Raw genomic sequence first — 10,993 nt, 5'->3', positions numbered from 1 at the left:
TCTTGCGCGCTCATGCGGCCATCCGAGTGACCAGAAGGGGCGCAAAACCCAGCGTCCGCGATGTGGTCAGGATTCGGCGATGGCTCTCCACCCCAATCGGACCTTCAGCGGCAGCACCTTGAATATCCACTTGGGATCAGGGAATTGCACGCCGTTTGTTCATCTGTGCGCCACTTCCGGAGCTTTGGCGACGGCCGCCATATTGGCCGGTCGCCTCCACACAGCAGGCCTTCCGCAAACTCAATTCGCTGGTTGCCGTCAGCGAACATTTCGATGCGCCGCCACAAGGGTGGCCAAGGTGCGCTCGGCTCCCGCGCCCGCAGGGGCCCAGCCAGTCTGTGAGGACGCCAGTTAGACGCAGACCGATGCGCTCACCTATCCGTTCGAAGTCACGCCTCGAAACGACCGGCAGCGTCGAGGAGTCCGCGCATGATCCGAGATGGCAGGCGCGTCATTGATCTCGAACTCAGCTCGGTCGGTCGCATAAGCCTACCCTTGTATGGCAACACAAGCGTACCATCTCAGGACCATCCAACGAGATGGTCTGAGGAGGGTATGAGGATGGCAGGCGATGTTCCCGACCTCAGGCTTAGAGCGCCGGAGAGCGAAAAGCTGACGATCAACCTCGGCTTTGTCGATCTCGGCCGTATCGATCTCTTGGTCCGCGACGGCTTCTACGCCAATCGCGCCGACTTCATCCGAACGGCCGTGCGCAACCAGCTTGACCGTCAGGGTGATGCCGTTACTCAGTCTGTGGTCCGTAAGAAACTCAGCCTGGGCCTCTCTCATTACACCCGGCAGGATCTGGAAGCGGCAAGAGATGCGGGCACTCCGCTCCACATCCAGGTTCTCGGCCTCGCCAGCATCGCCCCCGATGTGACGCCGGAACTCGCCCGCGCCGCCATCGCCTCCGTGCAGGTGCTCGGCGCCTTTCACGCCAGACCGGCGGTCAAGGAAGCCCTGGCCGACCGTACGGCCTGATCTCTCGCCTCACCCCTTCGAAGTGAAACCGGACCCTCGCTCCGGTCCGTCGACCTCATTCAGGATTGTGATCATGAACGCGTTCTCCAGCATCGACATGGGTGAGGTGACACGCCTCACCCGCGCCGGCCAGCTTACTCAAGCCATGGCACTCCTTCAGGGACGCTCGGCGTCCGCCAAGCCGCAAGCGGACAAGCACGAGGAAACGCCGCGCACGGACGAGAGCACCGCACGACCCTGGTCGACCATCGACATGGTAGCGCCTCGGAACCCTGGTGGAGCGTGGACCGCACCGAGCTTCGGAAAGGAAACAGCCGGTGAGGCACCCCATGGCAGGACCGGTGCCTCAGAACGGCAGGGGCTTGCAGAGACCCTGCGATCCCTGCGCGGGCGCTTTCCTAAAATGGGCTCGATCTCCGGCCTCCAGGAAGGCCTTGGGTCGCCTCAGAGATCTCCGATCGCGATACCCGATGGGGCCCGATACGAGGAGCGGACATTCTCCAATGCGGCGGGCAGCCGGACGTACAAGGTCTATGTCCCGAGCGGCTATACAGGCCAAGCCCTTCCTCTCGTCGTCATGCTGCACGGCTGCACCCAGTCGCCCGATGACTTCGCTTCCGGGACGCGGATGAACGAGCTCGCCGAAGAGTGCACCTTCTTAGTAGCCTACCCCGGTCAGCCTCAGTCGGCCAACATGCAGAAGTGCTGGAACTGGTTCAACGCTGCCGATCAGCAGCGCGATTCGGGCGAGCCATCGCTGATCGCCGGTATTGCCCGAGACGTCATCCGCGAATTTTCCGTCGATCCGAGGCGGGTCTACGCCGCGGGGCTGTCGGCCGGTGGAGCGGCTGCGGCGATTATGGCGGCGACCTACCCCGATCTGTTCGCGGCGATCGGCGTCCACTCAGGGCTTCCCTACGGTGCAGCCAAGGATATGCCCTCCGCCTTTGCTGCCATGAGCGGCGGCGGGACGGCCCAGCCGCTGGGAACGCGCGCTTCGGTCCCAACCATCGTCTTCCACGGTGATGCAGACCGCACCGTCAACTCAGCCAACGGCGACCGCATCATCGCACAGGCCAGGCCGGAGGAAGCCTTGGATAAGGTCGTCACCCGCGGTGAGAGCCCAGGTGGCATGACCTACACTCGTATCGTTCAGTCCGATTGTTCTGGCCGCGAGGTGTTGGAGCAGTGGGTTCTGCATGGCGCGGGCCATGCCTGGTCCGGCGGCAGCCCGAATGGCACCTACACGGATCCGCGCGGTCCTGACGCGAGCCGCGAGATGGTGCGCTTCTTCATGGCTCACGCAAGCGGACGTGATACGACACAACACTAAGTTTGAGCTCACGATCTGCCTTGTTAGGCAACGACGGTCGCTCGGCTGCGAGCCCGAACGGGCTCGCAGCCGAGCGATGAAACGTCCGTGAGCGCTAACGGCGGACCCTTGCTCACGAGCGGCGGATGGTCTCTTCTCGATTCAGAAATCTGCATGCTGCAAGTCAGCTGACGTTCCCAGCCCGACTTGTCGTGGCAGCGGGTGCGAGAAGCAGAGTGTCGCCTGATCCGAACGCACGCGGAATGCGCACCATGTTGCTGTGCGCTGGCCATGAGGCCAATGCCATGTCATGTGCAGGCTGGTGACCGATCATCCCGACCTCCTCCCACCTGTGCCGCTCGCGAGCCTGGGTTGGCTCGCCTTCTTCGAAGAGCAGCGTGAACCACACGAGATCGATCTCGCACCCATGCGGATCGCTACGGTTCATCGCTCACGCCTGACTGCCCTATCGGAGACCGGAGCGGTCAAGCTGACGCTTCCGGTTCATACCAACACCGGGGATTTCGCTGTGGGCGATTGGGTGCTGGTTCATCCCCGGACCCACATGCTTCACCGCCGTCTGAACCGTAGGACGGTACTGGAACGACGCCTCGAAGGCAGCAGAACCCTTCAGCCCGCCGCGGCCAATGTCGATACGCTGTTCATCGTCACCTCCTGCAATGCCGATTTCAATCAGGCCCGACTGGAGCGCTATCTGGCTCTGGCCAATCAGGGCGGCACAAATCCGGTGATCTTGCTCACCAAAGCCGACATGGCAGCCGATATTGACGCCTACCGTGACCAGGCCGTCGCGTTGCAGCGCGGGCTCGACGTCGTAACCGTCAATCCCCGCCTTCCAGCGGCGGCAAGCACCCTGGCCGCGTGGTGCGGGGTGGGACAGACCGTGGCGCTGGTCGGCTCTTCCGGTGTCGGCAAATCAACCCTGGTCAACACCCTGGCCGGTCCAGGGCAGGTGCATCCTCAGGAGACCGGAGGCATTCGCGAGCACGACGCCAAGGGACGTCACACCACAACGTCGCGTTCGCTGCACGCCATTGCGGGGGGCGGCTGGGTGATCGACACGCCGGGGATGCGAACGCTGCACGTCAGCGACGCTGAGGAGGGAATCGCAACCCTGTTTGCCGAGATCACCGAACTCGCGCCCTCGTGCCGCTTCCGCGACTGTACACACGCGCACGAACCCGGCTGCGCCGTGCAGGCCGCTGTCGCCGACGGCAGGGTCGACCTTGAGCGGCTGATACGTTGGCGGAAGCTTCTCACCGAAAACCGTGACAACACGCCGACCTCCCCTAGACCACGCGGCCGACGGAGCGCTGGCGGGTAGTCACCCCGACCACTTCCATGAGACCTCGGACGATCGTGCAGACGATTTGCCTGCTGCATTGGTTCTGACCTCTGCTGCGCGTCTACTCAGGATTCAATACGATTGAAGACGCACGCTCAGCCTGTTCAGCTACGCGCCACGATACGACATTCGCCCTCAAATGCTCAGATACCCGTCCTTCCGGCGGCAGGCATTCATCTGCGATTTCAACTCGAACGGCGGCAACGACACGCTCGTCGGCACGCTGCATCCTCAGGATATGATCGAACTGCCGGATGGTGCGACATCGGCCGAGTACGAGATCCGAACCGATGCGACGAGCGGCGTGACCACGATGATCAGGGGGAACAACAGCATCAGCTTTACCAGCCTGAGCGGCCTCCCACATTTCGGATCGAACCGGAACCGCGACGACGATCGCGTCGAGGCGGATCACGAAGACGATCATCATGTCGATCATCACGACGACGATGGGGCGGATGACGGTCCGCAAGTGCCGGTCGCGGGTCAGCCTTCGACGAACCCGCCGGGTACGGGCGGGTCTGGGACCAGTCAGCCGAACCCGGTCGGTCAAACCTTCATAGGCAGCGCGGAGGGCGACACGTTCACGGGCACGGCCAGAAACGACACCTTCAATGGCAGTGGCGGAACAGATCGGGCGATCCTCAACTTCGCCTTCGGCGCGGCTGTCGTCGGCATCGCGGCCGATGGCGCCACGGTGATCACCGGGCCCGACGGGAGCGATACCTTCCGCGGCATCGAAGTGTATCAATTCAGCGACCGCACCATCGACAACGCCGATGGCTCACCGCTGGTGGACGACCTGTTCTATCTCAGCCGCTACGGCGATGTGGCTGCGGCCGGCATTGATGCTGATACGCACTATGCCGAGTACGGCTTCCGCGAAGGGCGCGATCCCAACGCCTTCTTCTCTACAACGGGCTATCTCGCGGCAAATTCGGACGTTCGGAGTGCTGGGATCAACCCGCTGTCGCACTACGATCAGTACGGCTTCCGCGAGGGGCGTGATCCCGGCGTGAACTTCGACAACGAAGCCTATTATGTCGCCAATCCGGACGTGCAGGCGGCCGGCCTCAACCCGCTGCGTCACTACATGGAGTACGGTCAAGGCGAGGGCCGCAGCGCCGACGAAGCGGTCGGCCGTGTGGCGGATCTCAGCGCCGCGCAGGGCTTCGATGCAGCCTTCTACCTCCTGGGCAATCTGGACGTGGCCGAGGCGGCGAACGCGGCAGGTGGCGACAACTTCGCCTTCGCCCTCAACCACTACAACAGATATGGGATTGCCGAGGGCCGGGACCCGAACGCGGTGTTCGACACCGACGGGTATCGCGCCGCGTATCACGACGTGCAGGCGGCCGGCATCAATCCTCTGAAGCACTATGTCCAGTATGGCGCCCGTGAGGGCCGCGATCCGTCGATTGAGTTCGACACGACGGCGTATCTGGCAGCGAACCGGGACGTTCAAGCCGCCGGCCTCAATCCGATGCTACACTACGTGCAGTACGGTCTCTACGAGGACCGCTTACCACAGGGCGATGCCAGCTTCGGTGCTGGGGTCGTCGGATGACAGTGGAAGTTTTGAAGTAGCGTCGTCGGAAGGTGCTCCGGCTATCACCCTCAAAGGCGCGGGCATGTTGCCCGCGCCGTGGCTCTCGCAACCCGCTCAGATGACGAAGCTCGCATCGTCATCATGGGTGTAGAAGGCGATGCCTTCGTAGCGGAAGTCAGGCAGATTGGTCTTCACCTGATCGTGCTGGGCTTCCTTCCGAGACCGGGCAGCCCAAAAAGTGCGCTCAGTTTCCCCGGCGCAGATCCAGTCATGAGCTGCCAACCCGCCGCTTGTTCAGGCTGCCGCCCTCATACAAGATTCGGGGGTGGCCTTCGGCAAAACTAACGCCGAGGTCAAACTTGGCCGAGCCTGTCTTGCGAGTGCCGCGGTCCGGATTGCTGATCTCGAAGTCGATCGTCGAGCGAGCTGCGCATTTGCGCGCGGCTGCATTGCAGATCACCCGCAGAGTCCCGGGACGATGAACGTACCGACGGACAGGCCACTGCCGGATTGCGCGCCGCTTCTCCGCCATGAGTTGAGGCTGCGAATAGCGCTGCCCGTAGAACACGACGGACGAACCGTACATGTACGGCACCCCCGCGACTGGGCCGGCGTCGTTCGACGACCAGATCTGAAGATATCGCTCGGCAATGAAGACAGTGCGGTCCCTCATCTCCGCGGGGCTGAGCGCGAACGCCTCAAATGGAAGCATGCTGATAACGGCCGCGACCGGCCACGCGCGCCTGATTCGCTTCAACATCGACGTCCTCCGGCCAGAAATTATGACGCCTGATCGAGGTTGCCCAGCGGCGCCTCGTGGACACTGAGCTCACTGACGAGGCTTCCTTGGACATAGCGATCAGCTCGCGCGCTGCGCTCACCCATCAAAAGCGCTCGGCCGGTTTCATCAGCCACCCCATCACTCCACTTGTGTCCGCCGCAGAGTAGTGACGCTTCGGTTCGGCAGCATTGTTCTGAGGCCGGCGTCGACCCCACGGCGACGGGGTTGCACCTTCAGCCAGCTGCGCATCGGTCGGCTTGGTGACGCGAAGAGGGACGATGCGGCGCGCTTCCTTGATCGCCGCAAGACTCTGCCCGTCACTCGTTGTTTTCAAAGGCAGCTTAGCCTCTTGGCGGTGCGTATCCCGGCCAGATGTAACGAACCGTCTTGTCCTAGCCTCAGTCTGCTCAGTAGTGACCGGTGATCTCGGATTTGCAGGTGCAGCTCCGTTCGTGATTTCCGGCTGTTCTCTGGCTGCCTGAGGTACGATGACAGGCTTGTCTCGTGGTTTCTCCGAAAGGGCATTTTGGGCCCAGGGCCCCCTGCCGCTTGATAACGCGGAATGCTGTTTGATCGGTCTTAGCTGCGCAGTCTCAGTCCGGGAGGCTGCTCTGCCCTCTGACCCGTTCGCCTGTGAAACAGATGGCGGTGTCTCTTCCTGCCTCTCGGCACCAGCGGCCTGCGACCGCCCGCGTCCGCCGTGGTGACCGGAGTCCCCAGGCGTGAAAGTCATGGGTGGACGGCTCTCGTGAGGTGCTGAGGCAGTGGGGCTACTATGGGACCGAACGGGATCGGACCAAGCAGGCTTTTCTACATCCCGCGGATTGGGCTGGGTTGCGGATTGCACAACCTGCGACGAGACTGCGTGCTCGCCGCCTGAGAAGTTGACCACAGCGAGGGTTGCAACCACTCCTGCAGCAAATGTAGCTCCTGTGCCATAAAGCGTTCTTGCAGAGATAGCCATCTGCGCTCGACAAAGCGTGAGGGTGATCAGTCCAAACCGCTGGCCTTGAGACCGGGTTCCGTCAGGGCTGATCAAGGCGCCCCGTGGGTTGATCGGGCGAACCGATCAGACCTGAGAGCGAGCGGAGATCTGTCACTCGGCTCGCAGCGAGCAGTAAGCCACATCTGGACGGGTGCCGGCGCTTGTCTTGCAGGAGAACTGAGGCTCCGCGCCGTGACTGCTCTCCCACGCATCACGAGTTGCGGGACTGCTCGCCGGGGCCGCCTCAGCTCGGCGACCGGACGTTTGAGGCTTGATCGGCGAAGGCGGAGATTGGGTCATTCGGAACCCTGAATGAGAGCATCCATACTGACACACCGCGTCCACTTTGGCCGCGGCGCCCGATTCAGATCTCGGTCTGCTCCGACAGAATCGGCGCATCATCGACTTCAATGCCGAGGTAGCTCACTGTCCTCTCCAGCTTCGTATGGCAGAGCGGCAGTTGGCAGGCTCGGATGTTGCCGGTTCGCCTGCAGACCAGTGCGACCTGGGTGCGCCGCGGGCTGTGCGTGCCGAAGGCCGCCGGGTCCGAGCCGATCGAGGTGCTCCAGCGGTCGCGGCCACCTGCTTCGCAGTGGACTGGTCTTGTGCGTGTCCAGCCCACCCTGCGAGACCGGCAAGCTGGGACATCGTCGGCTGCTCGCAACGTGGGTTCGAGCAATTCGCCAAGGTCATGAGGGATCAAGCGGTCCGTTCGGTCGATGCCCTCCGCGCCGTCGCCGCTTTCAGCCACACGGCCGAGACTAGGTAGTAGAAGGCGCCGAACGCGGCGTAGGCGGCAATATCCGTGATGCCGGGGATCATGGAGCCATTCGCCTTCACGATGAAGAAGGTGCCCGCGAGAGCCGACTGGGCTCCGCTCAGCATCATCGCCCACTGGGCTCCTGCCCTCCAGCGCCGTACGCCGGTCGCTAGCTGCAGCAGACCCGAGAGGATTGCCCAGACGCCGAACACTGCCAGCACAGCGTGCAGGCTCCATCCGGATGCCAGGGCGACTGCGACGGCAACGACGGTGCTAACCGCCGCGTTGAGGGCCTGACTGGGATTGGCGGCTAGGCCGCCGCTGCGTCGCGCGTCGATGAGGTTGGCGGCGGCGTCCCAGGCAGGATAGGCGACCAAGAGGGCCGCTGCGACAGGCGGCAGGGTCTTTCCGATGGTGAGGGCGGCAGCGACCCAGCCAACGGAGACTCCGGCGCGGAGGAAGTAGTAAGAGCTCAGCCAGCGCGTGGTGTCACGGTCAGGCCGCTGGACGGTCGTCATCGACGTTCCCTTCGTGTGTGGCAAGAGCGGAAGATCGGGATAATGAGGGGTCACACGACAGGCTCGCCGACCGAACCGCTGCATCTTGTGAAAGTTGCTCTTTTCCAGAGACATACGCTTAACTTCGGAAGGCACCTTTACAGCCGGACACCGACAGCACCCATGACCGGAACGCTGGAAAACTTGACCGATCTTCCAGACGGCGGGCCGCGCGGCGTCGCCTCCGGTGATCTCCTCTCGCATGTGCTGGCGCAGATACGGCTGACTGGCGAGCACGTTCGGCCCCACGAGGTCGCGCCGTTGGAGAGCTTGGATCTGGTGGCCAGGGCGGCCCATGTTCTGGTGGTCACCGACGGCTCGCTTCTCGCCGAGGACAATGACGGCGAGCTCGACGTGATCGACACCGGCGATCTCGTGCTTCTGCCTCGCGGTCTCGGAGAGACGCGACTGGTGGCGTCTCAAGCGCGGGCGTCGGTAATTGTCTGCCGGTTCTGGTTCGATCCGCACAGCCTTCGCGGCATGATCTCAGCTCTGCCTGAGCGCATCCATATCCGGCGTGCCGACGGAGCAAGATGGCTGGAGGACATCGTGCCCTTCCTGATGGCCGAGGTGACCGATAACGAGCCGGGCGCGGCCCTGATGATCTCCCGGATCATCGACGTGATCGTCATCCGTACGCTGCGCACCTGGGTGCAGCTCGGGCACACGTCCGGATGGCTAAGAGGGCTGTCGGACCCCCGTATCGCCCGAGCGTTGAAGGTCGTGCACGAGAGGCCGCTTCGGCGCTGGAGTGTGGAAGCCCTGGCTGATGCGGCTGGCATGTCGCGTTCGAGCTTCTGCGAGCGGTTCACCGCGCTCATCGGACGCTCGCCCGTGCGCTACCAGAACGAGTGGCGGCTCACTCTTGCCCGTGACATGCTGGTCACGCGCGAGGCACGCGTCGGCGAGGTCGGGCTGCGTGTCGGTTACGAGTCAGAGGCAGCCTTCAGCCGTGCCTACAAGGCGATGTTCGGCTATCCGCCGAGGGACGAGCCTGCGCCACTGAGTGATGGCGCGCGCCAGTAAGGCGTCCGTTTGCAACGGCAGGCGCATGATGGGTTACGATATGCTGATGTGACGGCGGCTTCGGTGAGGTCCGCTTCTCCGTTCGGAGCGGACATCTCCTCCGGCCAACCGCTAAGTCTGCACGGGTTAGGAGTTCGCCACCCCACTGGTCAGCATTGTGCCATCCGGGGCGGAGAAAACAGGCGCGGTTTCGCCGTCGTCGCCGGTGAAGTGAAGAATTTATTGAACCAGGTGACGCAGGCAACGAGACGGATTGCACATGTAAACCATCATCTCTGCTCCGGTTTAGCCTCTGCGTGCTTTTCCGTTTCTGCCCTGCCGCGCCGGGCGGGGCATCGGATTGAAGCCGCATTCCTACAGCATCTGTGGCTGCAGATCGGCCATGCGGTCGTCATAGCTGGCACCAGCCGCCGCAGGTTCCCGTCTGACCGCGAGGTAGATGCCCCGCACAGTAGCTTCATCTGGGCCAGGGCCATGGGCGGTACTGGATCAGGTACCCTGCTCCTGCCCGAACCGAGCCACCCTGCGCACGATCGTCAGAACTTCACGGCGCACTTGATCATCCTCAAGCGCATTGAAGGCGCGCAGGAGATCGGTGGCACCGTGGACCCGCAGGAAGTCGAACACCTCTGCTTGCTCCTGCCCAGCGTCGCTTTCATCGCCATCGAAGAAGGCCGAGACTGGCATTTCGAGTACGCGAGCGATGTCGCTAAGGCGGCCGGCGCCGACGCGGTTCAAGCCGTTCTCGTATTTCTGGATCTGCTGGAACGTCACGCCGACGGCGCTGCCGAGCGCAGTCTGTGAGAACCCTTTGGATTTGCGCAGCGCCTGGATGCGCTCGCCGACGGTACGGTCTTGCTTGGTTACCCGCTTCGGCGGGGCGCTTGGAGTGTTCATGGCTTCAGGCCCTGTATGGGAGAACGGCAGGGCAGGTTTTTGCCGAGCCAGCCGGGAGGCCCCAGCAACTCCCACGTGACGATTTTCGTTGCGGCGACCAGCCGCGCCTCAGTGCCCGAGTCTGCTCTCCTCCCGCAGCCGCCGATAGTGCCCGGCCATGTCCCGGGCGACCTGAGCGCCTCCCTTGTCGCAAGCGACGTACCTTGCTTGCCGACCGAGCCGAAATCTCGTCATCCCTGGTGGTCGATCGAGGAGCTTCACCGCCGCATGGTGCCCGCACCGCCATGCAGGGCCGTCGTCGTCAGGCCCTCCGCGATCCAGTCGGAGACAGCGCGATCTTTCACATCTGCAGGCTATCGCGGAGAGGACGGCTCCGCGAGGACCGCTAGTGCTTCTCCAGAGAGCCCACGAACCGTTCTCGGGCCGCTTCAAGCCTGCCCTGCTGTTGCGTTGCGCCGAGGGTGAGCATCGACTCGGTAGGATACGCGTGCCGTGCCAGCTCCAGCATTCTTTCGACAGCCTCGGCCATCTCGACCAGCAACCAATCCCGGTTCCACTGGTGCTCTCGCTCGGCTTCAGTCATCGTTGGCTCCTGAAGATACAGACTCGGGCACTGAGCCCTCGTCAACGTGGAGCCGGACCAAAGCGTTCTGCGCGTTCTGCAACTGGCGGACTCTCTTCGCTACGTGCCTCAAAGCTATCGTGATGAGACAGGACTCAACCGATGATCTCGCCGCGATCTGACAGCGAGGAGGCGGGGCCGGTCTAAAAGATGTAGC

At 63.2% G+C, this 10,993-nt stretch carries 10 protein-coding genes and 1 pseudogene; 5 read left to right on the top strand and 6 right to left on the bottom strand.

Annotated features, from left to right (window positions below; genetic code table 11):
* The first annotated feature begins 561 nt into the window (after window positions 1-561).
* From FHU13_RS07400 to FHU13_RS07385, 4 genes and pseudogenes are all read left to right on the top strand, one after another.
* Entirely contained in the window at window positions 562-981 is a 420-nt protein-coding gene (locus tag FHU13_RS07400; protein ID WP_183435227.1) for a CopG family transcriptional regulator, read from the top strand.
* 73 nt (window positions 982-1,054) lie between these two features.
* Window positions 1,055-2,314 carry a PHB depolymerase family esterase gene (locus FHU13_RS07395; protein ID WP_183435226.1) on the top strand — a complete coding sequence of 420 codons (1,260 nt, stop codon included), beginning with the start codon at window positions 1,055-1,057 and terminating at the stop codon, window positions 2,312-2,314.
* A 289-nt stretch (window positions 2,315-2,603) separates the two neighbouring features.
* Window positions 2,604-3,638: a ribosome small subunit-dependent GTPase A gene (gene rsgA / locus FHU13_RS07390; protein WP_183435225.1), complete on the top strand. Its 1,035-nt coding sequence runs from the start codon at window positions 2,604-2,606 to the stop codon at window positions 3,636-3,638.
* Window positions 3,639-3,843: 205 nt separating this feature from the next.
* Window positions 3,844-5,226, top strand: a pseudogene (locus FHU13_RS07385) (heme peroxidase); the annotation flags it as partial.
* 96 nt (window positions 5,227-5,322) lie between these two features.
* Here FHU13_RS07385 and FHU13_RS07380 read toward each other — a convergent pair.
* The 4 genes from FHU13_RS07380 to FHU13_RS07365 form a co-directional block, all read right to left on the bottom strand.
* Window positions 5,323-5,490, bottom strand: coding sequence for a hypothetical protein (locus tag FHU13_RS07380; protein WP_183435224.1), 168 nt, complete (start codon window positions 5,488-5,490; stop codon window positions 5,323-5,325).
* A complete protein-coding gene (locus tag FHU13_RS07375) occupies window positions 5,477-5,968 on the bottom strand; it encodes a hypothetical protein (RefSeq protein WP_183435223.1) in 492 nt (163 codons plus the stop codon). The genes FHU13_RS07380 and FHU13_RS07375 overlap by 14 nt, the downstream gene beginning before the upstream one ends.
* Window positions 5,969-7,338: 1,370 nt before the next feature.
* Window positions 7,339-7,596 (bottom strand): hypothetical protein, encoded by a 258-nt coding sequence (locus FHU13_RS07370; RefSeq protein WP_183435222.1) that lies wholly within the window; start codon window positions 7,594-7,596, stop codon window positions 7,339-7,341.
* Between the two features lie 77 nt (window positions 7,597-7,673).
* Window positions 7,674-8,252, bottom strand: a complete 579-nt coding sequence (locus FHU13_RS07365) for a DUF308 domain-containing protein (protein ID WP_183435221.1) — start codon at window positions 8,250-8,252, stop codon at window positions 7,674-7,676.
* A gap of 162 nt (window positions 8,253-8,414) precedes the next feature.
* Between FHU13_RS07365 and FHU13_RS07360 the strand changes: the two genes are divergently transcribed.
* Window positions 8,415-9,317, top strand: coding sequence for an AraC family transcriptional regulator (locus tag FHU13_RS07360; RefSeq protein WP_183435220.1), 903 nt, complete (start codon window positions 8,415-8,417; stop codon window positions 9,315-9,317).
* A 489-nt stretch (window positions 9,318-9,806) separates the two neighbouring features.
* Here the strand turns inward: FHU13_RS07360 and FHU13_RS07355 are convergent, their stop codons facing one another.
* Both FHU13_RS07355 and FHU13_RS07350 read right to left on the bottom strand, forming a co-directional pair.
* Entirely contained in the window at window positions 9,807-10,214 is a 408-nt protein-coding gene (locus FHU13_RS07355; protein ID WP_183435219.1) for a helix-turn-helix domain-containing protein, read from the bottom strand.
* Between the two features lie 385 nt (window positions 10,215-10,599).
* A complete protein-coding gene (locus tag FHU13_RS07350; RefSeq protein ID WP_183435218.1) occupies window positions 10,600-10,797 on the bottom strand; it encodes a hypothetical protein in 198 nt (65 codons plus the stop codon).
* Between the last annotated feature and the right edge of the window lie 196 nt (window positions 10,798-10,993).

Origin of the sequence: Methylobacterium sp. R2-1, assembly GCF_014191355.1 — a bacterium.
In the GTDB taxonomy this organism is placed as follows: domain Bacteria; phylum Pseudomonadota; class Alphaproteobacteria; order Rhizobiales; family Beijerinckiaceae; genus Methylobacterium.
The sequence above is the reverse complement of the archived record's forward strand: the minus strand, read 5'-3'. Positions and strand labels throughout refer to the sequence as shown.